Annotated in this window: 21 protein-coding genes; 16 read left to right on the top strand and 5 right to left on the bottom strand. The window is 63.1% G+C overall.

Annotation, left to right across the window (positions count from 1 at the left end; genetic code table 11):
- Positions 1–4 precede the first annotated feature (4 nt).
- On the top strand, positions 5–1,303 hold the full coding sequence (locus ACR30Z_RS12995) for a hypothetical protein (protein ID WP_434372959.1): 1,299 nt from the start codon (positions 5–7) through the stop codon (positions 1,301–1,303).
- Here the strand turns inward: ACR30Z_RS12995 and ACR30Z_RS13000 are convergent, their stop codons facing one another.
- The 3 genes from ACR30Z_RS13000 to rfbB form a co-directional block, all read right to left on the bottom strand.
- Positions 1,304–4,057: a WecB/TagA/CpsF family glycosyltransferase gene (locus ACR30Z_RS13000; RefSeq protein ID WP_434372961.1), complete on the bottom strand. Its 2,754-nt coding sequence runs from the start codon at positions 4,055–4,057 to the stop codon at positions 1,304–1,306.
- Between the two features lie 190 nt (positions 4,058–4,247).
- Positions 4,248–5,657 (bottom strand): sugar nucleotide-binding protein, encoded by a 1,410-nt coding sequence (locus ACR30Z_RS13005; protein ID WP_434372963.1) that lies wholly within the window; start codon positions 5,655–5,657, stop codon positions 4,248–4,250.
- A 3-nt stretch (positions 5,658–5,660) separates the two neighbouring features.
- Positions 5,661–6,659: a dTDP-glucose 4,6-dehydratase gene (gene rfbB, locus ACR30Z_RS13010; RefSeq protein WP_434372965.1), complete on the bottom strand. Its 999-nt coding sequence runs from the start codon at positions 6,657–6,659 to the stop codon at positions 5,661–5,663.
- A gap of 53 nt (positions 6,660–6,712) precedes the next feature.
- On the opposite strand from rfbB, the gene rfbA reads away from it, so the two are divergent.
- Positions 6,713–7,579, top strand: a complete 867-nt coding sequence (gene rfbA, locus ACR30Z_RS13015) for a glucose-1-phosphate thymidylyltransferase RfbA (protein WP_434372967.1) — start codon at positions 6,713–6,715, stop codon at positions 7,577–7,579.
- A gap of 5 nt (positions 7,580–7,584) precedes the next feature.
- On the opposite strand, the gene ACR30Z_RS13020 is transcribed toward rfbA, so the two are convergent.
- The gene (locus tag ACR30Z_RS13020; protein WP_434372969.1) at positions 7,585–8,517 is read right to left on the bottom strand and encodes an aldo/keto reductase; all 933 of its coding nucleotides are present in this window, start codon (positions 8,515–8,517) and stop codon (positions 7,585–7,587) included.
- A gap of 52 nt (positions 8,518–8,569) precedes the next feature.
- Between ACR30Z_RS13020 and ACR30Z_RS13025 the strand changes: the two genes are divergently transcribed.
- Entirely contained in the window at positions 8,570–9,403 is an 834-nt protein-coding gene (locus tag ACR30Z_RS13025; RefSeq protein ID WP_144648295.1) for an undecaprenyl-diphosphate phosphatase, read from the top strand.
- Between the two features lie 15 nt (positions 9,404–9,418).
- Positions 9,419–10,696 (top strand): cysteine--1-D-myo-inosityl 2-amino-2-deoxy-alpha-D-glucopyranoside ligase, encoded by a 1,278-nt coding sequence (gene mshC, locus ACR30Z_RS13030; RefSeq protein ID WP_434372972.1) that lies wholly within the window; start codon positions 9,419–9,421, stop codon positions 10,694–10,696.
- Between the two features lie 71 nt (positions 10,697–10,767).
- Here mshC and ACR30Z_RS13035 read toward each other — a convergent pair whose 3' ends face one another.
- Positions 10,768–11,673, bottom strand: a complete 906-nt coding sequence (locus tag ACR30Z_RS13035; RefSeq protein WP_434372974.1) for a PAC2 family protein — start codon at positions 11,671–11,673, stop codon at positions 10,768–10,770.
- A 30-nt stretch (positions 11,674–11,703) separates the two neighbouring features.
- On the opposite strand from ACR30Z_RS13035, the gene ACR30Z_RS13040 reads away from it, so the two are divergent.
- The 12 genes from ACR30Z_RS13040 to ACR30Z_RS13095 all read left to right on the top strand — a co-directional run bounded on the left by ACR30Z_RS13040 (position 11,704) and on the right by ACR30Z_RS13095 (position 25,348).
- Entirely contained in the window at positions 11,704–12,516 is an 813-nt protein-coding gene (locus tag ACR30Z_RS13040) for an HAD family hydrolase (protein WP_434372976.1), read from the top strand.
- A complete protein-coding gene (locus tag ACR30Z_RS13045; RefSeq protein WP_434372978.1) occupies positions 12,517–13,680 on the top strand; it encodes a site-2 protease family protein in 1,164 nt (387 codons plus the stop codon).
- 117 nt (positions 13,681–13,797) lie between these two features.
- Positions 13,798–14,862, top strand: a complete 1,065-nt coding sequence (locus tag ACR30Z_RS13050; RefSeq protein WP_434372979.1) for a tRNA (adenine-N1)-methyltransferase — start codon at positions 13,798–13,800, stop codon at positions 14,860–14,862.
- A gap of 96 nt (positions 14,863–14,958) precedes the next feature.
- Entirely contained in the window at positions 14,959–16,764 is a 1,806-nt protein-coding gene (gene arc / locus ACR30Z_RS13055; RefSeq protein WP_434372980.1) for a proteasome ATPase, read from the top strand.
- A gap of 50 nt (positions 16,765–16,814) precedes the next feature.
- On the top strand, positions 16,815–18,434 hold the full coding sequence (dop, locus tag ACR30Z_RS13060) for a depupylase/deamidase Dop (protein WP_434373193.1): 1,620 nt from the start codon (positions 16,815–16,817) through the stop codon (positions 18,432–18,434).
- Positions 18,435–18,553: 119 nt separating this feature from the next.
- Positions 18,554–18,757 carry a ubiquitin-like protein Pup gene (locus tag ACR30Z_RS13065; protein ID WP_043806102.1) on the top strand — a complete coding sequence of 68 codons (204 nt, stop codon included), beginning with the start codon at positions 18,554–18,556 and terminating at the stop codon, positions 18,755–18,757.
- Between the two features lie 79 nt (positions 18,758–18,836).
- The gene (gene prcB / locus ACR30Z_RS13070) at positions 18,837–19,646 is read left to right on the top strand and encodes a proteasome subunit beta (RefSeq protein ID WP_434372982.1); all 810 of its coding nucleotides are present in this window, start codon (positions 18,837–18,839) and stop codon (positions 19,644–19,646) included.
- Between the two features lies 1 nt (position 19,647).
- Complete coding sequence (prcA, locus tag ACR30Z_RS13075) at positions 19,648–20,355, top strand: proteasome subunit alpha (protein WP_144648303.1); 708 nt, start codon at positions 19,648–19,650, stop codon at positions 20,353–20,355.
- A gap of 1 nt (position 20,356) precedes the next feature.
- Complete coding sequence (gene pafA, locus ACR30Z_RS13080; RefSeq protein ID WP_144648304.1) at positions 20,357–21,721, top strand: Pup--protein ligase; 1,365 nt, start codon at positions 20,357–20,359, stop codon at positions 21,719–21,721.
- A 112-nt stretch (positions 21,722–21,833) separates the two neighbouring features.
- Positions 21,834–22,766: an FKBP-type peptidyl-prolyl cis-trans isomerase gene (locus tag ACR30Z_RS13085; protein WP_144648305.1), complete on the top strand. Its 933-nt coding sequence runs from the start codon at positions 21,834–21,836 to the stop codon at positions 22,764–22,766.
- Between the two features lie 72 nt (positions 22,767–22,838).
- Positions 22,839–23,234: an FKBP-type peptidyl-prolyl cis-trans isomerase gene (locus tag ACR30Z_RS13090; RefSeq protein WP_011774867.1), complete on the top strand. Its 396-nt coding sequence runs from the start codon at positions 22,839–22,841 to the stop codon at positions 23,232–23,234.
- 95 nt (positions 23,235–23,329) lie between these two features.
- Complete coding sequence (locus tag ACR30Z_RS13095) at positions 23,330–25,348, top strand: helix-turn-helix transcriptional regulator (RefSeq protein WP_434372983.1); 2,019 nt, start codon at positions 23,330–23,332, stop codon at positions 25,346–25,348.
- Positions 25,349–25,354: the final 6 nt, after the last annotated feature.

Raw genomic sequence — 25,354 nt, forward strand, 5'->3', positions numbered from 1 at the left:
TGTCGTGGCCAGTCTGGCCATTGCGGTGGCTGCTGCCAGCGGCGTGCCACCCTTTGCCGGGGGTGCGCCCAGTAACACTGCATCCAGCCCCGCACCCCCAACCGCATCCTATGAAGGAGTGGTGATCCGCCCCGTGGACGGCGGGCCGGACTTCTATGCCAAATTCAAGGACGGCCTCCCCTCGGACCCTTCGTTCTTTCCCATTGCAGTGTGGTTCGAAAGCGTCCTGGACAAGGGAAACGTCACCTTGGACACGGGGATTGGGCTGAACACCTACGTCGAACTGACCGCCAATTCAGATCTGCACCTGGTGCAAGCGTCCGGCATGTATGCCATCCCGACGTTTCCGTCCGAATATGCCTCCGGATTCGCCCTCAGCGACGAAGTGGACATGTGGGCGGGGCCGGGAAATGCCCCATGGACCGGCAAATACCCCGGCGAAGGACCACTCTGTGTTCCGGAAGAAAGCAAGTGCGGTTACACCGTCCAGAAGGAGCGACGAGCCGTGGCACCACAAGGGGCCATGCTGTACGCCAACTACGGCAAAGGCGTCGCCTTCTGGCTGTCCGACGAAGAGTCGCAGGTCTTCTTTACAGGGGTCCAGGACGTCGTCTCGGCTGACACCTACTGGTTCACGGACCCCAATATCTGCGCCAAAGGCGAAGGGGGAGCCCTCAACGGCTACACCCGGGACCTCACAGAGGACGAGTGCCGGCTCGCGGCCAACTATGGGTGGACCATCGATCGGGTCCGCAAGCTCCACGCTCCCGGTCCAATCAGCCCCGTATGGGCCTTCGTCGAAGCGGGCCACCCCTTCAAGGACTCACCCGGAGCAACCACCATCACCGCCCCCGAAATCAGGGCAGCCGTCTGGAGCAGCCTCATCCACGGCGCCCGGGGAGTCATCTATTTCAACCACAATTTCGGCAGCGAATGCATCTCCCAGCACGTCCTGCGGGACTGCGGCGCCAACGTGCGGCCCACCGTGGGAGCCCTCAACCAACAAATCACCGAACTCGCTCCCGTCCTGAACGCACCTTTCTTGGACGGCGCCACCACAGCAACCGGCCCCGTGGACGTCGCCACGAAACTCCACGACGGCACAACCTACGTCTTCGCCGGCGCCAACAAGAAGACCGGCGGAAAGGCAGCATTCCACCTACGCTGCGGCGGCAGCTCCGCCGTCGTCATCGATGAAAACCGGACCATCCCCATCACCGACGGCACCTTCACGGACGCCTTCGCCGACGGCAACGCCGTCCACCTCTACCGCATCGAAGGCGGCGGAAGCTGCGGCTTCTGACTACCGGCTGGTCTCGTCCCGCTCCCAAGCGGTTGCCGGCTTACGCAGCAACAGCGGACGACGGCGGCCGAGACCGGCGAAGACAGCGTAGACGGCGGCGTCAACAGCAGTCAGCGGACCCCGCACGGACAACAGCAACTCGCCAAAGGTCCGGGTCGTCGTCCCACCAGCATCCACCACATCCTGCTGGGCGTTCCCGCGGTACGTGCGCCGAAGGATTGCCAGCAACGCAGCCGACGTTCGCGGCGTCCGGACCACCACCGGTTCGGTGGCAAGCACTGCCTTCTCCTCCGCCTCGAAGAGCCGGTCCACGTAGTAGTCGTCCCCGGTCAGCGGTGGAAACGTGCCCAAACGATCGTGCCCGGCCCTGCTGAGGGCATAAGCCCCCGCACCCCAAAGACCCCGCGCGTTGGCAGGGATCCTGCTCCTGGCCCGATAATACGAACGGACCAGCGCCGAAGCACCGGAAGCGTCGTAACGGAACCCCGGACGGGCCGCCAACAGGGAACCACCGTCAAGCGCCGCGAACACCGCGCCGATCGCCCCGGCCGTGACCTCAATGTCAGCATCCAGGTAGAGACGGGGCCAGCGTTGGGTCACCAGGTCAGCAGCATTCAGCGCCGCAGTCTTGGACGCTTCCTCCACCTGAAGGACACGGACGCCCTCATAGCCCGACGCGATGGCCGCGGTATCGTCCGTACAGCCGTTACACGCCACAACCACCTCAACGGAGCCCCAACCACTGACCTCACGCAGCGAATCCAACGTCCTGGCGATGACCGCCGCCTCGTTGTGCGCCGGAATGATCACGGCCCCTGACGGGAGAGTCCCACCGAATTCATTGTTCCGCGAGGCTTCGTTGTTCCGCGAGGCCTTGGGCAAAGAACCCCATCGCCGACGGCTGGCCACGGCCAGTAGCGCCTCACGGTGCCCAGGCCTGTGGAGCCGAACAAGATCCGACGACAGAACCACAGCCCTGAAAGCCACCAACCGGGCCGACCCTCCATACTTGGCCGCGTAACGCACACGGTTGACCGACATTAGCGCCGTCAACTGCGACGACGTCCCCGACCCTCCGCGTTCGTGCCACATCCGGGCAGAAGGTTCAAACCAAATGGAACGGCCGGACTCCCGGACGCGTCGGCAATAGTCCGTTTCCTCCGAGTACAGGAAGAACTGCTCATCCCACTCACCAACCTCCTTCACCACGTCCGCCCTGATCAACAACGCCGCCCCCGTGGCCCATTCAACACAATGAGCATGCTGGTAACTCTCCGGCGCACAATCCATCTCGGACAACCACCCCGGCCGCCCAGGCACATGGCTGCCAAATGCCGCGTCCCCCAGCGCTCGCAGGAATCCCGGCTCCCTCCGCAGGGAAGGGTAGACGCTGCCGTCATCGTCCAACAGGACCGGAACCACCATTCCTGCACCGGACGCTGCCATCCTCCTGCGCATGGCAGCCAACGCGCCGGGCTCCACCCGGAGATCTGGGTTCAGGATGAGGTAGGTGTCAGCAGGACCGGCGACCCGCATCGCCGCGTTGATGCCGCCGGCGTATCCGAGGTTGCCGCCCGTCGCGAGGGTCACTACGTCCAGGTGCCGCGCCAGTTCTGCCAAAGTACGGCCGTCGGGGGAGTTGTCGGCCACCACCACCTTGATGGATTGCTCCACGGTTTCCTTGCGAAGGCTCGCCAGCAAGGGCCCGACATCGTCGGCATTGTTGTACGTCACCACGATCACGGCAATCTTCGCTGCGGCCTCGGCAGGTAAGAAGGCTCCCGGAACACGGCTGGGCTCGTGCTCCGGGAAGGCTTGCGCCACAGCGGGCACCAAAGAAGGCAGCGTTGCACTGCTGGACCGTCGAAGCTTGAGGTATGCCCCAGGCCCCTCCACCACATATCGTCGGGCCAACCTGCGGGGCTCCAGCATCAAACGCCATGCCCACTCGAGGCCATGGGCGCCCACCCAGGCCGGTGCACGCCTCACCCGGCCGGCCAGGAAGTCCACAACAGCCCCGAACGCGAGCATTACCTTGGCCCCGCAGAGGTTCCCGTATTCAGCAATCCACAATTCCTGCCGGGGCTTCCCCAATCCCACCACCAAGATGTCCGTGGAGCTGGCAGCTATGTCCGCTGCCAGTTGCTTCGAGGCTTTCCGATCGGCCAGCACTGGGCGCTCCGGCGCCCACCACCCGGAAACTGTCAAACCAGGACGCTCCACCGCGAACTTCTTCCGGATGAGCTGCTGCGCCTCCTCGGTCCCGCCCAGGAAGCCCACGCGCAGGCCACGGCGTTCAGCCTCATCCAGCAAGGGGCCCACCAGATCGCTGCCTGCGAGCCGCGGCCACCGATGGTGCGTCAAGCGCCCGGCTTCCGACACCAGCGGCGCACCATCGATCAACGTCAGCCATTCCACCGGTGAAGGCTGGTCCAGGATGCCGCGCCAGCGGCTGCCCACGCCGAAGTGCCGGATATGGTCGAGATTGGCCGAACAGACGCCGAGCGGTTTCGCGCCGGTTATCGTCGTGCGGTCAAGGATCTCGCGTATGGCGGGATCGAACTCCATAAGTTTCACTGGCGCTCCGCCGAGGCTGACCCATTGCTGTGAGTTCAGCCCTTGCGGTGCGGAGACTTCGGACCGGACCGCCGGGCGTCTGTGCGGCGGGAGCAGCAGGGCGCCGGCATCGACGTCCAAGGAGGGGTGGCGGTGGGGGAGTGTGCCCCTTTTGGGGGCAATCTTCGGCAGCAGCATTCTCGGCTCTCCAGGCTCAAGGTCCAGCTCAGGGCACAACCATCAGGCCGACGATCCGAGGCTGCTGCACTGCCTGGACCGCCGGGGGCAGCGGGTGCTGCCCAACCATCTTGTTTACTTGAGTTGTCTCCCGGCCCAGCCACATGGTGGGCTGCCGTAGGGCCACTTTAGGCCGTTTTTTCGCGCTCCGCTAGGTCCCGGAACCGTCCAGATAGGCGGCAAGCCGCTCGGCCGCCGTCGGTGGATTAAAACCGGCGCCGCGAATCCTGGACAGGTCCAGGACGCTGCTGCGGGGGCGCGGTGCCGTACCCGGCTTGGCGTATTCAGCGGTGCTGGTCCGGCGAACAAGGCCGGGATCTGCGCCGCGCAGGCGATAGATGTCCTCGGCAATATCCGCCCACGTCTGTTGTTCTCCGCTATTGCTGAGGTTGTAGGTTCCGTAAGGTGCCCGGTTATCGAGCAAGTGCCGGATGCCCGAGGCGATGTCCGACGCAAAGCTCAGCCGCCCCCACTGGTCATCAACCACCGCAGGCGATGCTCCCCGTGAGGCCAGCCCTGCCATGGTTCGCACAAAGTTTGTTCCGTCGCCCACCACCCAGCTGGTGCGAACAACGTAGTGTTGCGGCACAGTGCCCACCGCAAGGTCGCCGGCCGCTTTGCTTTGTCCGTAGACGCCCAAGGGAGTCAGGTGTTCATCTTCCCGATGTACGTCATTGGTGCCATCGAAGACGTAGTCGCTGGAAATGTGGACAAGAGTGAGTGAATGCTCGACGGCGGCCCTCGCCAATCGGGCTACGGCCGTTGCGTTGATGCTCCAGGCAGCCGGGCGGCCTTCCGGGGTCTCGGCGGCGTCTACAGCCGTGAAGGCCGCTGCGTTGATCACAGTGGAGTATTTCCGCCACTCACGGTTCACGAACGACGCTTCAGAGGTGAGGTCGAACTGTTTCCGTCCGGCAAAATCCACGGTGGGGTCCCCTGTGAAAACCACCCTCAAAGCCTTCCCGAGTTGCCCGTCCGCTCCCAGCACCAGCGTGCGGCGACCTGGCATCGGCACCACTTCCTGGAGGCGTGGATGGTTCCTGTCCTGGGCAGACACAATCGCCCTGTCCAGGGAGATCGGCCAGGGTACGGCAGTGGCTTCGTCCGCCAGGTTGAGGAAGGTGTAATCCGTCTGTGCCTCCGCACTCCAATGGTCGTTGACCAGGTACGTGTAGGCAGTATCGTCTTCCAGTGTCTGGAAGGCATTGCCCACCCCGCGGGGAACAAAGATTGCGTCCTGGGCAGTGAGCTCCGAGCAGAACACCGTCCCGAACGCGGGACCCTCGCGCAGGTCCACCCAAGCACCGAAGATGCGGCCTGAGGCGAGGGAAATGAACTTGTCCCATGGCTCGGCATGGATGCCGCGGGTGGTCCCTCTCGCAGTGTTGAAGGAGATGTTGTTTTGGACCGGGCCGAAGTCCGGTAGCCCGAGGTCCAGCATCTTGCTCCGGTGCCAGTTCTCTTTGAACCATCCCCTGTCGTCTTTGTGGACCGGCAGCTCGAACAGCACCAGCCCGGGGATCGGCGTGGTCCTGGAGCGCAGCTGCCGTGCCGGTTCCACGGTTCAGTGCCCCTGGCCGGCGTACTTGGATTCCGTGGCAGCCTTCTGGGGCCGCCACCACTGTTCGTTGCTTCTGTACCACTGCACGGCTGCAGCCAGTCCGGCGTCGAAGTCCGAATAACGTGGCGCCCAGCCGAGCTCCCGGCGGAGCTTGCTTGAATCGATCGCGTACCGCAGGTCATGGCCCGGTCGGTCGCCCACCAGGTCGTAGGCCTCGGGGGACTGGCCTGTGAGCGCCAGCAGCTTTTCCACTACCTCACGATTCGAACGTTCGCCGTCCGCCCCTATCAAGTACGTTTCGCCCAGCCTGCCGCCCTCGAGTATGGCGAGCACAGCCGAGGAGTGGTCCTCCACGTGGATCCAGTCCCGGACGTTGCGCCCATTGCCGTAGAGCCTCGGGCGCATGCCATCAAGGATGTTGGTGATCTGTCGCGGAATAAACTTCTCCACGTGCTGGTAGGGGCCGTAGTTGTTGGAGCAATTACTGATGGTGGCTTTGAGGCCGAAGGACCGTACCCACGCCCGGACCAACATGTCCGAGCCCGCCTTGGTTGCCGAGTAGGGACTTGTTGGCCGGTACACCGAATCTTCGGTGAAGCGTCCGGGATCGTCCAGGGCAAGGTCGCCGTAGACCTCATCCGTGGAGATGTGGTGGAAGCGCGTGCCGTGCTTCCGGGCGGCTTCGATCAGCGTGAACGTACCCAGCAGGTTGGTGTCGACGAAGGGCCGGGGCTCCTGCAGGGAGTTGTCGTTATGGGACTCGGCAGCGAAATGCACCACGGCATCCACAGCGGCGGTCAACGGATCCACCACCGTGGCATCGCAGATGTCGCCGTGGACAAAATCAAAGCGTTGTGACGGCAACCCGGAAAGCGATTCGAGGTTGCCCGCGTAGGTCAGTTTGTCCAGGACCGTGACATGCAGGCCGGTGTGCTCCATGATGTAGTGGACAAAGTTGCATCCGATGAATCCGGCCCCGCCGGTGACAAGGATTCTCTGCATGGCCCTAGAGTAGCCGTCCGCGGCGAGACTGGGCACAGGTGAGGACGGCAGGTTTGCGAGGAATTGTTCTTGCAGGTGGGACGGGTTCGCGGCTCCATCCCATCACGCTCGGAATCAGCAAGCAGCTGGTTCCCGTGTTCGATAAGCCCATGATCTACTACCCTCTGTGCACGCTGATGCTCGCCGGCATCCGGGACATCCTGGTCATCACCACGCCGGGGGACGCAGCTCAGTTCCAGCGGCTGCTCGGTGATGGCTCTCAGTTCGGCGTCAACCTCAGCTACGCGGAGCAGCCGACGCCGGACGGCCTCGCCCAGGCGTTCATTCTGGGCGCCGACCACATCGGCAGCGGCAAGGTGGCCCTCATCCTGGGGGACAACATCTTCAACGGGCCCGGCATGGGCAATCAGCTCCGCCACTACGTGGACGTCGACGGCGGCGCCATCTTCGGCTATTGGGTCAAGGATCCGTCCGCTTACGGCGTGGTGGAATTCGACGACGACGGCCTGGCCGTTTCCATCGAAGAGAAGCCCACCGTGCCAAAGAGCAACTATGCCGTTCCTGGCCTGTACTTCTACGACAACGACGTGGTGGCCATGGCGAAAGATCTCAAGCCTTCCCCTCGCGGCGAGCTGGAAATCACGGACATCAACCGTCAATACATGGACCTCGGCCGGTTGCACGTGCAGAAGTTTCCGCGGGGTACCGCCTGGCTGGACACGGGTACTTTCAACGACTTGAACGACGCCTCGAACTACGTACGCACCACCGAGAACCGGCAGGGTCTGAAGATCGGCGCCCCGGAGGAAGTGGCGTGGCGGATGGGCTATTTGACCGACGACGAACTTCGCCAGCAGGCGGCAAAACTCGCCAAGAGTGGCTACGGCAACTACCTGCTGGACATCCTGGACCGCCACTAGCGGACTTACGGGGCGGAAACGTCTTCCAGGGCGCGCGATATCTCGGCGGGCAGCACCGTCAACTGCGCGTCCAGCAGTTCCTTCAACTGGACAGCGTTCCGGGCACCAATGATCGCCGTCGCAACACCGGGACGCGACAGCAACCAGCTCAGGGAAACGTCCAGCGGCGACCGGCCCAGTCCACGGGCGGCCATCGCCACAGCTTCCACCACACGGGACGCCCCCGGTTCAAGGTACGGCTCAACGTAAGCAGCAAGCCGGCTCTGCGCTGCCCGGGAATCAGCAGGTATCTGTCCACGATATTTGCCGCTCAGGACACCCCGGCCCAGCGGCGCCCAGGCCATGAGCCCCAGCCCGGCGTCCTCCACTGCAGGGATGAGTTCCTCCTCGGCCTTGCGTTGCACGAGGGAGTATTCGGACTGATTGGCTACCAGCGTGAAACCGGCCACGGCAGCGGCTTTCGCTGTCTGCCACCCGTTGTAGTTGGAAATTCCCACGTAACGGGCGCGTCCCGTCCGTTGGGCGAGCTCCAGAGCTGAAAGGGTCTCGTCAAGTGGCACATTCGGGTCCCACTCGTGGGCGAACCAAATGTCGATGTAATCGGTTCCCAGCCGGGCAAGGCTGGCATCGAGGGCGGACAACATTGAACCTCGGGAAGCGTTGATGCTTCGCCGGGAGTCCGACGACGACACGCCGGCTTTTGTCGAGATGACGACTTCTGAACGGGCCACCACGTCACCCAGCATGGACCCCAGCATTGCTTCGGCCCGGCCTTGTCCGTAGGACGCGGCCGTGTCGATGACCGTGCCGCCGGCAGCAACGAATGCGTGGAGCACTTCGGCAGCGTCCTGTTCATCTGTTTCCTGCGCCCAGGACATGGTTCCGAGGGACAAAGAGGACACACGGAACCCGCTGTTTCCGACATAACGCTGCTGCATAGCTGCTAGCTTACGGGCAGTTCCCAGTCTTCATGACGTAGGGTCTATTCACGTGAACTGGATAGAAGCAGCCTTGCTGGGCCTCGTGCAGGGCCTCACCGAATTCCTCCCGATCTCCTCAAGCGCACACCTGCGGATTGTGGGCTCATTCCTTCCGAATGCCGCCGACCCCGGTGCGGCGTTCACAGCGATCACGCAGCTCGGAACCGAAACCGCCGTCATCGTCTACTTCTGGCGCGACATCGTACGGATCGTGCGGGCCTGGTTCGGGTCCCTCACGGGCAAAGTAGAGCGCAACAACCCGGACGCCCGCATGGGGTGGCTGGTGATCCTGGGCAGCCTGCCGATCATCGTCCTGGGCCTGTTGTTCCAGGACCAGATCGAATCAGTGTTGCGCAGTATGTGGATTGTTGCCACCATGCTGATCGTGTTCGGCATGATCCTCGCCGTAGCGGACGCCATTGGGCGGCAAGAGAGGGATCTCACACAACTGACCTACAAGCACGGCATCCTGTACGGCTTTGCGCAGGCGATGGCCTTGATTCCCGGCGTTTCCCGCTCCGGCGGCACCATCACCGCTGGACTGCTCATGGGCTACACCCGTGAAGCCGCCGCCCGGTACTCCTTCCTCCTGGCAATCCCTGCGGTGTTCGGCAGTGGCCTCTTCCAGCTGTATAAAACGGTTTCCAACGAGGGCCTTGCCGGGCCTTACGGCCTTCCGGAGACGGCCTTGGCCACCGTCATCGCCTTCGTGGTGGGCTACATCATCATCGGATGGTTCCTGAAGTTCGTCTCCACCCGCAGCTACAGGCTGTTCGTTTGGTACCGGATCCTGCTGGGCCTGGCGTTGTATGTCCTGCTCGGTTTCAATGTGATCAGCGCCTAGCACTAAGGTTGAGTCGTGAAATCGTGGACCTCCCGCCCTGTTCCTGAGCTGCCTGGCAGCATGCCGCAACTACGGCTGTACGACACAGCCCTTGGCCGCGTCGTGGAGGTCGAGCGGCAACCGGAACAGTCCATGTACGTCTGCGGCATCACGCCGTACGACGCCACTCACATGGGACACGCGGCCAGCTACGTAGCCTTCGATCTCCTGAACCGCGCCTGGCGGGATGCCGGCATCCGTGTCTCCTACGTCCAAAACGTCACGGACATCGACGACCCCCTCCTTGAGCGCGCCACGGCCACCGGAGTGGACTGGAGGGACCTGGCGCAGAGCCAGATCGACCTGTTCCATACGGACATGGACGCCCTGAACGTCATTGCTCCCAGCCACTACATTGGCGCCGTTGAGGCCATCCCTGACATCGTGCCCGCCATCGAGCGGCTCCTGGCGGACGGCGTCGCCTACCGCGTCCATGGAACGGATGGCGAACCCGACGGCGACGTCTACTACGACGTCGAAATGGCCGGCAAGCGGTCGGACGCAACAGACGCGTGGAAGCTGGGAGACGTTTCCGGGTTGGGCGAAACCGAAATGCTTGCCTTGTTCGCCGAACGTGGCGGCGACCCCACAAGGGCCGGGAAGCGCCATGCCCTGGACCCCTTGCTCTGGCGCGTTGCCCGGGAAGGCGAACCGAGCTGGTCCGGAGCAACCCTGGGCGATGGCAGGCCCGGCTGGCATATCGAATGTACGGTGATCGCACAGAAGTACCTACCGGCGCCCTTCACCGTTCAGGGTGGCGGCTCGGATCTGGTGTTCCCTCATCACGAGATGGGTGCCGGCCACGCCTATTCGCTGTCCGGCGTCCCGCTGGCCCGCCATTATGCCCACGCCGGCATGGTGGGTTTGGACGGCGAGAAGATGAGCAAGTCCAAGGGAAACCTGGTGCTGGTCTCCAAACTCCGCGCGGCAGGGGAGGAGCCCGCCGCCATCCGCCTGGCCATCCTCGCCCACCACTACCGCTCTGACTGGTCGTGGACCGCAGAAGACTTCGCGGCAGCAAAGGAGCGGCTCGGGCGTTGGCGTGTTGCCCTGAACCACGCTCCGGCCAGTTCCGCGGCCGCTTTGGTGACCGCGATGCGCAGCGAGTTGGCCAATGACCTCAACGCTCCTGGAGCCATTGCCGCTGTTGACCGCTGGGCCGACGAAGCCCTCCGAGCAGAAACCCCCGTGTCCGCGCTTGACGCAGCCCAGGTTGGCGACGCCGTCAATGCCTTGCTCGGCGTTGAGCTCTAGGCACACGCCAGAACCGCTTAAGCACCAACGGCCCTGACTTCCTGTCAGGGCCGTTGTCTTTGGTGTGTCCGTCAGGGTCGTTCTTTGCCGCGTCGCTTAAGGTATCGCTCGAATTCACGGGCAATGGATTCGCCGGAAGCTTCCGGAAGATCTGCGGTGTCCTTGGCTTCCTCAAGTTGCCGCACATAGGCAGCTATCTCAGGGTCCTCGGTGGCAAGTTCGTCCACGCCGCGTTCCCAAGCCTCGGATTCTTCGGCCAGCGCCTGGCTGTCCAGGGGAACCTGGAGCAGGTCCTCGACCTTGTGCAGGATTGCGAGCTGGGCCTTGGGAGACGGCGGCTGGGCAACGTAATGGGGAACTGCTGCCCACAAGGACACTGTGGGCAATCCCGCCAGCATGGCGAACTCGGCGAGCACGCCGACGATCCCCACCGGTCCCTCGTACTGTGATGCCTCCAAGTTGAGGCGTTCCCTGAGGGAACTGTCCTCGGTGGTCGTGCTGACTGGAATGGGTCGGCTATGGGGGACATCGGCCAAAAGCGCCCCGATCAGGATCACGGAATCGACCTTGAGCGCCTCGGCATGGACCAGCAATTCAGTGGTGTAGGCGCGCCAACGGTAGGAGGGTTCGGTGCCCAGTACGAAGACGACGTCCACGTTGCTGTCCGGAACAGCTGCCTTGTAGATCCTGGTGGATGGCCACTTGACCTTCCGCGCGCCCGAGGATGTACGGCGCACGGTGGGACGCGTGAACTGGAAGTCGTAATACTCCTCGGCGTCAACCGTGCCAACCTTCTTGCCGTCCCAGAGTTTGTTCAAGTAGTGCAGCGCATCACTGGCGGCTTCACCGGCGTCGTTCCAGCCCTCAAAAGCTGCGAGCATGACGGTGACGCGTTGGCCGTCCGCGGGTTCCTTGAGGAAACGCTCGGGCTCCGCGGTGATGTCCTGTCCTTCGGGGGTCCCGTCCACACTGTTCATCCACTCACCCTACGTCCAAGACCCTCGTGGATGCATGGCATTTCATGTCAATGCGTGTCACCGATTCGCGCACAGCGCAATGCAGGCACAGCCGGCCGTCAGGTTCCACGTAGACTGGAAACCATGCATTCGTTACCCAGCCAGCCCCTCCTCAAAGCCGTGCTCTGGGATATGGATGGCACACTCGTGGACACCGAGCCCTACTGGATTGCAGCCGAACGCGCGCTGGTGGAGTCCCATGGCGGCAGCTGGTCGCATCAGCAGGCCATGCAATTGGTGGGACAGTCCCTGCTTCATTCGGCAGCCGTTCTTCAGGCCGCCGGCGTCAGGCTTGAGGCCCGTGAAATCGTGGACACCCTCAGCGCCCAAGTCATTGCACAGGTCCGCAAGGAAGTCCCGTGGCGACCCGGCGCGCGTGAACTGCTGGATGAACTCAACACGGCCGGCATCCGCTGCGCCCTGGTGACCATGTCCGAAGGCCCCCTCGCCGGCGTCGTAGTGGAGAGCCTTCCCAAGCCCTACTTCGAGTTCATGGTTACCGGCGATACCGTCACCAACGGCAAGCCACACCCGGAGGCCTATCTGACGGCGGTCGAACGGCTTCGGCTGGACGACCCCACCCTGACCATCCACCATTGCGTGGCCTTGGAAGACTCCGTACCCGGCGCTACGGCCGCCATCGCTTCGGGTGTGGTCACCGTTGGGATTCCCCACCAGGTGCCCCTTCCCGAGGACCCTCGCATGATCATGTGGGACACCCTGGTTGGCCGGACTGCCGCGGACGTCGGCCAGTTGGTCGATGACCGCTTCACGGCAGAAAACCTGCTTGAAGGGGCCAACTAGGTGAGCAGTTCTCCCGCCCCCCATCACGTTGCGACGAAGAGGGAAGGCATCCCGCTGGGGAAGATCGCGGGCGTGCCCGTCTATCTGGCCTACTCATGGTTTGTCATCGCCGCTGTCACTGTGGTTTTCTACGGCCCGGTTGTCATTGACTTATTCCCGGGCATTGGCAACTGGGGCTACCTGGTAGGGCTGGCCATCGCCTTACTGCTGGCTGTGTCGGTCCTGATCCACGAACTGGCACACGCGCTGAGTGCCCGGGCGTTCGGATGGCCCAGCGAGAAAATAGTCCTCAATCTCTGGGGCGGGCACACGCAGTTCGAGAACTTCACGGCTTCGCCTGGCCGTTCCGTCACCGTTGCCCTGGCCGGACCGGCTTCAAACTTCGTCATCGCCGCACTGATGTGGGCAATTCTGTCAACCCACGCGCTGACCGGCGTGCCCGCCATGCTCGCGGACATCCTGAGACTGGCCAACCTGGTGATCGGTATCTTCAACGTCCTCCCCGGAATGCCGCTCGATGGCGGCCGGTTGGTGGAATCTGCTGTCTGGAAAGCCACCGGCAGCCAGGACAAGGGGACCATTGCTGCCGGCTGGTCCGGTCGAATCATCGTGGTGGCCCTGGTCATCTGGTTCATTGTTGTGCCATTCCTGCAAGGGCAGCTGCCCAACCTCATGTACACGGTCATTACTGTCCTCGTTTGCGGATTCCTCTGGATGAGCGCTTCGAGCTCCATCCACCACGCCAAGCTCCGCAGCCGTCTCTATCTTGTCAGTGCCGCCGGCCTGGCAGAACCCGCTGTCGGTGTACCGAACACGGCCACCGTGGCAGATGTCCTGGCCGTAGCACCCGCGGGAAGTCCCGCCGTCGTGATTTGCGGACCTGACGGCAAACCGCAGGGTGTGGTGGACGTCGGCGCAACTGCCGCTGTTCCTGCCGAAGCCGCGACGACGACGCCCGTCACCGCGGTTGCCCATGCCCTGGCCGCCGGGGCCTACGTCCCCGAATGGTCCAAGGGTCAGGAACTGATCCAGTACTTGGCACGGTTGGAGGGCGGCGAATACGCTGTGGTGGACCACAACGGAATCGTCACCGGGCTCCTCCGCCAGCAGGCCGTAGTGACGGCCATAACAGGCAAGGAAGCCCGCCGGAGCGGACGCGCCTGACACCCTGCCGGTAGAGTTACATGCCGGCCGCTTTAACCCGACCACGCGTTGAACTTTTTGGCGCCCACCAGCCAGCAACACATCGCGGCCCAGCCGTACAGGAGCGAGGAACCCCACATGAGCAGCGAAACCGCCGCCCCCGAAGCAGGCGCAGGCACTGACGAGGCAGCAACCGGCACGCCCGTGCAGCCAACGGGCGCTGCGCGTCGCCGCGGGCCTTTCCGCGTGGGCGAGCGGGTCCAGCTCACCGACGAGCGCGGCCGCATGAACACCATTACTTTGGAGGTGGGCGGCGCTTTCCATACCCACCGCGGCTTCCTGAACCACGATGAAATCATCGGCAAGGTGGACGGCTCCGTGGTGAGCAACAACGTCGGTCAGCAGTACCAGACGCTGCGGCCACTGCTTTCGGACTTTGTCTTGTCCATGCCCCGTGGCGCTGCGGTTGTCTACCCCAAGGACGCAGGCCAGATCGTCACCATGGCCGACATTTTCCCCGGCGCACGCGTGGTGGAAGCGGGCGTGGGTTCTGGCGCACTCTCTATTTCCCTGCTGCGCGCAGTCGGCGACGGCGGCTACCTCCACTCCTTCGAGCGGCGGGAAGAGTTCGCGGATATTGCGCGTGGCAACGTCGAGACCATCTTTGGCGGAGCTCACCCGGCGTGGCAGATCTCCCTGGGTGACTTCCAGGAAGAGGTCGTCAAGGCCGAGGCTCCGGGCTCCGTGGACCGTGTGGTCCTGGACATGCTCGCTCCGTGGGAGTGCCTGGACGCCGTTGCCACCGTTCTGGCCCCGGGCGGCGTGTGGATCAACTACGTGGCAACCGTCACGCAGCTGTCCCGCACTGCCGAGGCCATCCGTGCCGATGGCCGCTTCACTGAGCCCGATGCCTGGGAGTCAATGGTTCGCGGCTGGCACCTGGAGGGCCTGGCCGTCCGGCCGGACCACCGCATGGTGGCCCACACTGGATTCCTCCTGGTCACGCGCCGCCTCGCCGATGGCGTCACCGGAATCTCCGTGAAGCGCCGTCCGTCCAAGACGGAATTCAGCGAAGAGGACCTCAACGCCTGGACCCCCGGCGCCGTGGGGGAGCGTTCAGTATCGGACAAGAAACTCCGCCGCGCCGCCCGCGATGCCATCGCCGGAACCAACGTCCAGGATGATCCGTCGGTCACAAACTGAAAAGGTCACAATAGGGTCCGCATTCCGGATGTCACCCAGCACCCTGAGCTTTTCGGGACTATGGTCTTGTTAAGCGCAGGAAGGGGCTGATGAATCGTGGATACGTCAAACAACGACCTTGGACGGCCGACGCCGGAAGAAGCAGACGCAGCGGAAGAAACGGCAGGCCGGAGGCTTGCCGCTGTCCAACCGCCAGACCCTTCGAGTGAACTGACGGTTGCCGAACGGCAGATCAACATCCTCCGGGACAAGCTTCGCCACATCGACCGCCAGTTGGCAGCGGCCACCCAGAACAACAGCAAGCTTGTGAGCATGCTGGAAACGGCAAAGGCGGAGATTCTCCGCTTGAAGGGAGCCCTTGAACAGGAGGGCCAGCCGCCCTACAGCTTCGGGACCGTGGTGCAGATCAATCCGCGCAGGCAGCCGGCCGCTGGCAGTTCTGGTCAGGCAGCTACCGAAGAGTCCGTGGATATCTTCAACGCCGGACGCAAAATGCGCGTGGGCATCAGCCCGTTGGTCAACGTCAACCAGCTTGCCGTTGGACAGGAAGTCCTCCTGAACGAGGCGCTCCTGGTAGTGGCCGGTCTTGGCTATGAACGTGCCGGGGAACTTGTCACCCTCAAGGAAATGCTGGGCAAGGATCGGGCACTTGTCGTGGGTCGGGCGGACGAGGAACGCGTCGTCCGGTTGTCCGGGGCGCTCCAAAGCGTCCACTTGAAGGTCGGGGACGCACTGTCCTTGGATTCCCGTACGGGCTACGCCCTTGAGAAGGTTCCGAGGGCAGAGGTGGAGAACCTCGTCCTGGAAGAAGTCCCGGACATCACGTACCAGGACATCGGTGGGCTCGGGCCGCAGATCGAGCAGATCCGCGACGCCGTCGAGCTGCCGTTCCTTCACCCGGACCTGTACCGCGAACACGGCCTGAAGGCCCCCAAGGGAATCCTTCTCTACGGCCCTCCGGGTTGTGGCAAGACCCTCATCGCCAAGGCAGTAGCGAATTCCCTGGCGGCCCGCGCTGCAGAACGCGCCGGCAACACCGATCTCAAGAGCTACTTCCTGAACATCAAGGGACCTGAGCTCTTGGACAAGTATGTGGGCGAGACTGAGCGCCATATCCGCCTCATCTTCTCGCGTGCCCGTGAAAAGGCATCGGATGGCAGCCCAGTCGTCGTCTTCTTCGACGAGATGGACTCGTTGTTCCGCACCCGCGGTACGGGTGTGTCGTCCGACGTCGAAACCACCATCGTGCCCCAACTGCTGAGTGAAATCGACGGTGTGGAGCGCTTGGACAACGTGATCGTCATTGGCGCCTCAAACCGCGAGGATATGATCGATCCCGCCATTCTCCGGCCCGGACGCCTCGATGTGAAGGTGAAAATCCAGCGGCCGGACGCCGAGGCAGCAGCCGACATTTTTGCCAAGTACATCACCACTGATTTGCCCTTCCATTCCCAGGATCTGGCTGAGTACGGCGGAGACGTGCAGGCAACCGTGGACGCCATGGTGCAGCGCACGGTGGAGGCCATGTATTCCACGGAGAAATCCAATGAATACCTCGAGGTCACTTATGCCAATGGTGATACCGAGATGCTCTACTTCAAGGACTTCAACTCCGGTGCAGTGGTGCAGAACGTTGTTGACCGCGCCAAGAAATACGCCATCAAGGATCTCCTGACCACCAACCAAAAGGGACTCCGGATCGACCACTTGTTGCGTGCGGTGGTTGATGAATTCCGTGAGCACGAGGACATGCCGAACACCACCAACCCTGATGACTGGGCGCGTATCTCGGGCAAGAAGGGTGAACGGATTACCTACATCCGCACCATTGTTCAAGGCAAGGCCGGGCAGGAACCGGGCAAGTCCATTGAAACCACCGCCAACACGGGCCAGTACCTGTGACAGCAAGACCTGAAGGTTCGCCTGCTGAAAAGTTGCCTACCGGCGGCGCCATGCGTGTGATGGGCTCGGAAACTGAATACGGAATCCACGCACCGTCGGCCCCCGGGGCGAATGCCACCATGATGTCTGCACGAATCATCCAGGCATATGCCACGGTGACCCGGCAACGGGCGGCCGGGGGAGCCGAGACGCGTTGGGATTACACGGACGAAGAACCGTTGCACGACGCCCGCGGCTGGACAGTGGACAGGGCGGCGGCCGACCCCAGCCAGCTCACCGACCAGCCGCCGGTGCTCGACGCCGAAGCAGTCGCCTTGGCCTATGGTCGCCAGGAACTGGAACTGGATGGCGCGGACGAGTCCGGGTCGCTGCTGATGAACATGGTGCTTGGCAACGGTGCGCGGCTCTACGTGGACCATGCGCATCCCGAGTATTCAAGCCCCGAGGTCACCAACCCGCGGGACGCTGTGGCTTGGGACGCGGCCGGGGACTTGGTGGCCCTGGCCACGGTTCGGAAGGTGGCGGCTGACACAGCGCTTCCCCCCATCAACCTCTACAAGAACAACACCGACAACAAGTCCGTGTCCTATGGATCCCACGAGAACTACCTCATGCCGCGCTCGGTGCCGTTCGGGGACATCATCCGTGGCCTGACGCCGTTCTTCGTATCCCGCCAGGTATTGTGCGGTGCCGGACGCGTGGGCCTTGGGCAGGACAGTTCGACGCCCGGGTACCAGATCAGCCAACGTGCCGATTTCTTTGAGGCCGAGGTTGGGCTGGAAACAACCATCCGGCGTCCCATCATCAACACCAGGGATGAGCCTCACGCGACAGCGGATAAGTACCGCCGCCTTCATGTCATCATCGGAGACGCAAACCTCAGCCAGGCTTCCAACTATCTCAAGTTTGGTACCACCGCCATGGTTTTGAGCCTCATCGAGGCGGGACAGGCGCCGAAGATCGAGGTGCACGAACCTGTCCAGGCGCTGCAGTCCATCAGCCACGACACCACGCTCACTGCCACGGTGCGGCTCCTTGATGGACGAAGGGTTACTGCCCTCGATATCCAATGGATGTATTACGAGGCCGCCGCGAAACTCGCCCAGGAGACCGGCGTGGCCGATTCCGTGACAGGCGACGGCCATACCCACGCGGTCCTGGCGCGCTGGGAGTCCACGTTGACAACGCTGGGCAGTGACATCAGCGCCGCCGCTTCCTCTGTCGAGTGGGTGGCAAAGAGGTCGTTGCTGGAGGGTTACCGTGACCGTGATGGGCTCGCGTGGGACGACGCGCGGCTCGGCTTGGTGGACCTGCAATGGTCGGACATACGCCCCGAAAAGGGCCTGTACTACCGGCTGCTCTCAAGGGACCGCATGACGCGGATAGTCGACGACGGCGACATCGCCAGAGCGGTCAGCGAACCGCCGTCGGACACCCGCGCGTATTTCCGTGGCCGCTGCGTTTCCAAGTTCGGCAAGGACGTTGTCGGTGCCAGTTGGGACTCAGTGATCTTCGACGTTCCCGGGTTGGGAAAGCTGCAGCGCGTCCCCACCCGCGAACCCTTGAGGGGAACCCAGACCCTGACCGGCGCACTCTTTGAACGCCATCAGGACGCGGGCTCATTCCTGGCCGAATTGATGGGCCAGAATCCGCCGGCGGCCAAGAGCTGAGGCGTGCCCGCCACGGGAAGATTCATGCCTGGTCAAAGCCATCCGCAGCAGCCCGCAGCGTGGCAATATGGCAGTAGGAAGTCTCCGTCATCAGGAGACTGACAGTAGGGAGAAAGAAAATGGCAGCTCAGGAGCAGCAACAACCGCAGTCACGGGAAACCGAAACTGAAGTGGACGTCCCGGAGGCCCCACCGGCAGCACCCGAAGCGCAAGCATCGGAAGCAACACAGGGCGTGGACGACCTCCTCGACGAAATCGACGGCGTCCTGGAATCAAACGCCGAAGAGTTCGTCAGGGCGTTCGTCCAAAAGGGCGGCCAGTAACCGGACCCACCCCGGAATGTACTGCCCGGCCGGCGAGAGGCCGCCGGGCATCGGAACGCAGAGTCGAAGGAGTGCAGCAATGCAGGACCCATCAACTGGCCCCCTGGCCACCCAGGCAACGTCTTCCTTTACGGAACATCTCCAACGCTCGCGTCCCGAACTCCTGCCGTTCAATCAATCGTTGCCCGCCGGCACGGTCCCATCGTCGCCACACGCCACCACCATCGTCGCCTTGACGTACGCGGGGGGCGTCCTCATGGCCGGGGACCGCCGCGCCACCATGGGCAACATCATCGCCAGCAGGCACATCGAGAAGGTATTCCCGGCCGACGAGTACTCCGTGATGGGCATCGCTGGAACGGCCGGGCTGGCAATCGACATTACCCGACTGTTCCAGGTCGAACTGGAACACTACGAGAAGATCGAGGGCACACTCCTCAGCCTCGTCGGCAAGGCCAACCGTCTCGGAGCCATGATTCGCGGGAACCTGCCCATGGCCATGCAGGGCATGGCAGTTATTCCGCTGTTTGCGGGCTTCGACCAAGTCTCCGGCGTGGGCCGCTTGTTCTCCTATGACGTCACGGGTGGCCGCTACGAGGAGCAGGAACACCACTCCGTTGGTTCAGGTTCGGTTTTCGCGCGTGGTGCCCTGAAGAAACTGTGGAAGCCAAACCTGTCGGAAGAGAATGCCATCGCCGTGGCCGTCGAGGCTCTCTACGACGCCGCCGACGACGATTCTGCGACGGGCGGCCCCGACCCCGTGCGCCAGCTGTGGCCGGTGGTCTACACCGTGAACCGGGCAGGCAACCGACGCGTCCCTGACCGGGATCTGGCCAACATTGCCGCCGCCATTGTCGAATCGCGGGCCATCGCCGGACGGGAGGCCTGACATGACACAGCAGTTCTACGTCTCGCCCGAGCAATTGATGAAGGACCGTGCGGACTTCGCACGGAAGGGCATCGCCCGCGGACGCTCCGTGGTGGTCATCAGCTGCGCCGACGGCATCGCGCTCATCGCGGAGAACCCCTCGCCGTCGCTGCACAAGATCGGTGAGATCTACGACAAGATCGCTTTCGCTGCGGTGGGCAAGTACAACGAGTTCGAAAGCCTGCGGCAAGCAGGCGTCCGATACGCCGACGTTCGTGGCTACTCGTACGATCGCGAAGACGTCACGGCCCGGGGTTTGGCCAGCGTATATGCGCAGAGCCTCGGAGCTGTCTTCACGGCCGAGCAGAAGCCGTTCGAAGTGGAACTGGCTGTAGCCGAGGTGGGTCTTGCACAGGAGCAGGACCACCTCTACCGCCTCACGTTTGATGGTTCCATCGCCGACGAGAACGGTTTCGTGGTTATGGGCGGACTGGCCGACCAGATATCCGACGTCGTCAGCGGGGCTTGGGAGCCGGAGTTGACCCTTGCGGGGGCCATGCGTTTGGCGCTCCAAGCTTTGGCCGCCGACAAGGACGTTGACGCGTTGCCGGCAACCGCAGTCGAAGCAGCAGTCCTGTACCGCGCTTCGGAGAGTCACCGTGGCTCACGCAGAGCCTTCCGGCGGCTGCTGCCCGAAGACATGACCCGCCTGCTCACAGAGGAGAGCTGAGATGGATAAGCGAATATTTGGCATCGAAACGGAATTCGGAATCTCGTATTCCAGCCCGGATTCGCGACCGCTGGCTCCCGAGGAAGTGGCACGCTACCTGTTTCGCAAGGTGGTTAGCTGGGGCAGGTCCTCGAACGTGTTCCTAACCAATGGCTCACGGCTCTACCTGGATGTGGGTTCGCACCCGGAATACGCCACGGCGGAGTGCGACGACCTCGCGCAACTCATTGCCCATGACCGAGCCGGCGAACTCATCCTTGACGACCTCGTGGACGAGGCACAGGCCAGGCTCGCTGCGGAGGGCTTCAACGGCACGGTCTACCTCTTCAAGAACAACACCGATTCCGCCGGAAACTCCTACGGCAGCCACGAAAACTACCTCATACCGCGGCGCGGGGAATTCTCTCGCCTTGCCGAGATCCTCATTCCGTTCCTGGTGACCCGCCAACTGATTGCCGGGGCAGGGAAGGTGCTGAAGACACCACACGGAGCCACGTTCGCTTTCTCCCAGCGCGCGGACCATATCTGGGAGGGCGTGTCTTCTGCTACCACCAGGTCGCGCCCCATCATCAACACCCGCGACGAGCCACACGCGGACGCCGAGTTCTACCGTCGCCTCCACGTGATCGTGGGCGACTCCAACATGTCCGAAACATCGGCACTGCTCAAAGTCGGCACGGTGGACCTCATCCTGCGCATGATCGAAGCCGGAGTCATCATGCGGGACATGCGCATGGAGAACCCCATCCGCAGCATCCGGGAGATCTCCCACGACCTCACGGGCCGGGCCCTGGTTCGGCTGGCCAATGGCAGGCAACTTACCGCACTTGATATCCAGCGGGAGTACCTGGGCAAGGTGACCGAGTTCGTCGCCGCGAACGGCGCCCATAACGCCCATGTACCGCTGATCCTTGATCTGTGGAAGAGGACCCTTGACGCCATCGAGAGTGGCGACACCAGCACCATCGATACCGAGGTCGACTGGGCCATCAAGAAGAAGCTCATGGACGGTTACATGCGTCGGCATGACCTTAGCCTTGATTCGCCCCGCATCGCACAACTCGACCTCACCTACCACGACATCTCGCGGCAGCGTGGCATCTTCTTCCTGCTGCAGGCCAGGGGAGCAGCACGACGACTTGTCACGGAGACCGATGTCAAAGATGCCGTGGACGCACCGCCCCAGACAACCCGCGCCAAACTGCGTGGCGACTTCGTGCGCCGCGCGCAGGAACTTGGGCGGGATTACACCGTTGATTGGGTGCACTTGAAGCTCAACGACCGCGCACACCAGACGATTCTCTGCAAGGATCCGTTCCGCAGCGTCGACGAACGGGTGGATGCGCTCTTGGACTCTATGAGCTGACTCCCAGCTTCACGGGCTATTCTGGATAGTGGTCTCTTCCCAAGAGACAACCTGCTTGGATGCGCTACGCGCTATTCCGAGTGTCCCTTGCCCCGACGAAAGTGTCTTTTTTGTGCGCCGACTCCTAGCAATTCTCCTTCCCGCCTTGCTGCTCATCACCGCGTGCGGTGGAGGAAGCACTCCGGCCGCCGAGCCCACCAGCCAGTCGGCTGGTGACGTTTCCAAGCTCGACTCCGTGAAAGTGACGGACAACGGAGACGACAAAGCACCCGGTATCGAATTCTCCAAGCCCCTCACCGTTGCCGAGCCCACCGTGAAGGTGGTCAGCGAAGGCAGTGGCGATGCCGTGAAGGCCGGGCAGACCGTCCAGCTTGCCTACGTCGTGATGGACGGCAACGACGGCTCGTCTCTGGAGGATACCTACACGGCCGATCCCGAGTCCTTGGGTATCAACGATCAGTTGAAGTCAGCCAACCCAGCCATGTACAACGCAATTGTTGGGGCAAAGGTGGGCAGCCACATTGCCATCGCTGCTCCCGGGGATGCCACGGCTTCGCCCGCAACCTCGTCCAAGTTGATCGTGTTCAAGCTCGTCTCGGCGAAGGACGCGCCCGGCCTCCTCAGCAAGGAAGACACCGAGCAACTGGACAAAGACGGCAAGCTGCCCAAGGTGACTTTCGATGACAAGGGTGTCCCGTCCGTGGAGATTCCCAAAGTTGACGCTCCTGCCGGGTTGTCCGTGAAGGTTCTGTCCGAAGGGTCCGGCGAGGAACTGGCGAGCACCGACACCATTGACGCCAACTACACGGGCTGGCGTTGGGAAGACAGCAGCAAGTTCGACTCGAGCTATGACCGAGGAGAGCCCGCAACATTCGGCCTGAACCAGGTCATCCAGGGCTGGACGCTTGGACTGACCGGCCAAAAGGTAGGGTCCAAGGTCCTCCTGACTATTCCGACCGACCTGGCATACGGCGCCAACGCTGCAGCTCAGCAGCGCCCGGCGGGCCCGCTCGTCTTCGTTGTTGAGATCACCGGCAAAAAGTAGATCCTGCTTGGCCCAAGCACTGGCTAAGCTGGTTCCTGACACCAATTCGTCCCCTCACACCAAGGAGTAACCATGTCATTCGGTCAGCGTGACTTCGACCGCACCAAGCCGGAAATCGACTTCCCGGAAGGCGACGTCCCCACGGACCTCGTCATCACGGACCTCATTGAAGGCACCGGCACGGAGGCCAAGGCCGGCGACACCGTGTCCACCCACTACGTCGGTGTGGCTTGGTCCACCGGCGAAGAGTTCGACGCTTCCTGGGGCCGTGGCGCTCCGCTCGACTTCCGTGTTGGCGTCGGCCAGGTCATCCAGGGCTGGGACCAGGGCCTCCTTGGCATGAAGGTCGGTGGCCGTCGCCGCCTCGAAATCCCCTCGGAACTGGCTTACGGCTCCCGTGGTGCAGGCGGAGCAATCAAGCCCAACGAGGCACTGATCTTCGTGGTCGACCTCGTAGCTGTCCGCTAGGACTCAGTTTCTTCGCAAGGCGCGTTACCTCCCGGTTTTGCCGGTCGGTGACGCGCCTTGCTGCTTTCCTGCTGGTCTTTAGTAACGTAGCAACCGTGTCCGCATCCCGCACTGAACGACTCCTGAACCTTCTCCTTGCATTGCTCAACACCAAGGTGGGACTGACGCGTGCCGTACTGCGCGACAAGGTCTACCACGATTCCGCTGAGAACGACGTAGCCTTTGGGCGCATGTTTGAGCGCGACAAAGTGGATCTGAAGCAATTTGGCTTCGAGATCGAGACCCTCATGGATCCCCGGAGTTTCGCAGGTGACGACCCTGCGACAACCCGCTACCGGATCGGCAAGGATTCCAACAGGCTGCCCGACGTCAGCCTGACGCCTGCGGAGTCCACAGTGCTCCTGCTGGCCGCCCAACTGTGGGAACGCGCCGCGCTGGGCACTGCTGCAGCAAACGCCGTCCGTAAGTTGCAGGCGGCCGGCGGCTTTACCGACGTCGACCTTCCCGCGGGGGTGCAGCCGCGCATCAAGCCCGCCGGACAAGCTTTCGACGACGTCGTGGCGGCCATGCATGGCAGGAACCCGGTCCGCTTCGGCTACCTTGCGGTCAGTACCGGACGCGAAGAAGTCAGGGAAGTGGAACCGTGGGGACTCGGCAGTCGCTTCGGCCAGTGGTACCTCGTGGGTTTGGACCGGGGGAGGGGTGCCAAGAGGCTCTTCAGGCTCTCACGGATGACTACTGCGGTCAGCGTGGTGGCCGGAGAACATTTCGATCCTCCCGAGGGCTTCAACGCCCGCGCAGAGCTAGCTGAGCTCAATGAGCTGCCCGTGCAGCAAGCCGTCCTGGAAGTGGACATGGACAGGCTGCTCGCGTTGCGCAAAAGGGCAGCGTTTGTTGAGGCTGTTCCGGACGACAACAACCGCGATCACATCGTGGTGGAATTCCGGGATCCGGAGCAACTTGCCGAAGAGCTTGCCTCCTATGGCCCCCACGTGAAGGTGGCCGGACCCGCGGAACTGCGTGCCGCCGTCGTGCGGCGCCTCAAAGCTGCCGTGGACTTCGACGCCCTTCCGTTGCCGCAGCTAACGTTTCCTGAAGCGGGACGGGCGCCCCGGGCACGAAAGCGCACCTCGGAGGACCAGTTGGCAAGGATGCTGCAATTGGTACCGTTTCTGGTCCACCACCAAGGCCTGCATATCCAGGAAGTCGCTGACCACTTCGGGATTACGCGCAAGGCCCTCATCGACGATCTCAAGATCCTGATCTGTTCAGGGCTCCCCGAAGGCTACCCGGACGACCTCCTGGACATCCAGTGGGAGAACGATCACGTCTACATCTCCGAGCACCTGGACCTCAACCGCCCGGTGCGTTTCAGCGAGGACGAGGCCGGTGCCTTACTGACCGGACTTGCCATGTTGGGCGATCTGCCCGCCCTGGCCGGCATGCCGGAGGACGAGCCGGGAAGCGCGCTGGAATCCGTCACCCTCAAGCTGACCGGCGCGGCCGGGCAGGCCGGACGCTTGGCTGGATCTGTGGCCGGCCAGTCCGTCGCGCCCGAACAATCTCAGGCTTTCGCCACCATCACCCGCGCGATCAGGGAAGGCCAACAGCTTCATTTGCACTATCTGTCCCTGCAACGCGACGAGGTGACTGAGCGGGACGTGGACCCCCTCCGACTGTTCTCCTTGGATAACACCTGGTACTTCGAGGCCTACTGCCACAGCAAAGCGGGGCTCCGCAATTTCCGGCTGGACAGGGTGGAACTGCTGGAACCGAATGGACGTCCCGTATCCGGCACGGCAACAGCGGAACAGGATTTCCCAGCCAGGTTGTTTACTCCCAGCGATGACGACGTCCTGGTGGTCCTGCAGCTGACCCGGCAGGGCGCCGGACTGGCGGACGACTACTACGCTGAGCGCACCGCGCAACTGCCCGACGGCGGCCTTCTTGCAGAAGTGCGGTTTGGCAACGCCGAGTGGCTCCCCATGTTCGTGTCCCAGCACGGAGGCGCCGTCCGGATCCTCGAGCCCGAGGGCCTGCGGCAGGTAACACGTGCCTGGCTCGACGCCGCCTTGGCCGAGTACGGCTCGGCTTCAGACAGTCCGGCTGGCTAGACTACT

The sequence above is a fragment of the Paenarthrobacter sp. FR1 genome (assembly GCF_051106045.1).
Classification (GTDB): Bacteria; Actinomycetota; Actinomycetes; order Actinomycetales; family Micrococcaceae; genus Arthrobacter; species Arthrobacter nitroguajacolicus_A.